The sequence below is a fragment of the Bradyrhizobium sp. Kon37 genome (assembly GCF_055807535.1).
The window spans coordinates 1-514 of sequence record NZ_JBVVOY010000119.1; the positions used below are offsets into that span (position 1 = coordinate 1).

Below are 514 nucleotides of genomic sequence, written 5' to 3' on the forward strand. Positions count from 1 at the left end.
CTTCAAGCAGGCTCTAATTTTTGCCAAGGCGTCCAAACATGTCGCCGCGCTCAAGAACTCATTGGATTACTACTATGGATCGTCTGTAATCCCCCCTCAAAACCACGGAGGCTATTTGTAGAAAATTCCATTAATATGAACTCAAGGTGTTCCCTACGGACGAATCAGCGATGAAGGTGGTGTACCTGGCTATCCAGGCGGCGACCAAGAAATGGACGATGCCGATCCGCAACTGGAAGCCGGCCATGAACCGTTTTATGATCGAATTTGGTGACCGTTTAAATGGCCACCTTTAACTGACCGGCAAAAGCACTTACACAAAAGGGTTTACAGGCTCTTTCAGTCATTCCTTTAATGCGTAAATTGCTCTCTAACCACTCTCTCAGCCCACCCTTCCATATCCTCTCTCGATACTTGCAGCTCCCCCAACCCCTTTGGATGATTCACCCCTCTATGCCCGTCTTGTCCATATAATTGATCAAACAAACTATTTGGCCAATTCAATGAGCTCTTC

The 514-nt window shown here is 46.9% G+C and carries 1 protein-coding gene and 1 pseudogene; one reads left to right on the plus strand and one right to left on the minus strand.

The annotated features are described in order from the left end of the window. Positions 1-143 precede the first annotated feature (143 nt). A pseudogene (locus AC0L3J_RS37375) lies at positions 144-296 on the plus strand (IS256 family transposase); the annotation flags it as partial. A 55-nt stretch (positions 297-351) separates the two neighbouring features. Here the strand turns inward: AC0L3J_RS37375 and AC0L3J_RS37380 are convergent. Next, positions 352-504 (minus strand): Tn7-like element transposition protein TnsE, encoded by a 153-nt coding sequence (locus AC0L3J_RS37380; RefSeq protein ID WP_457794868.1) that lies wholly within the window; start codon positions 502-504, stop codon positions 352-354. Positions 505-514: the final 10 nt, after the last annotated feature.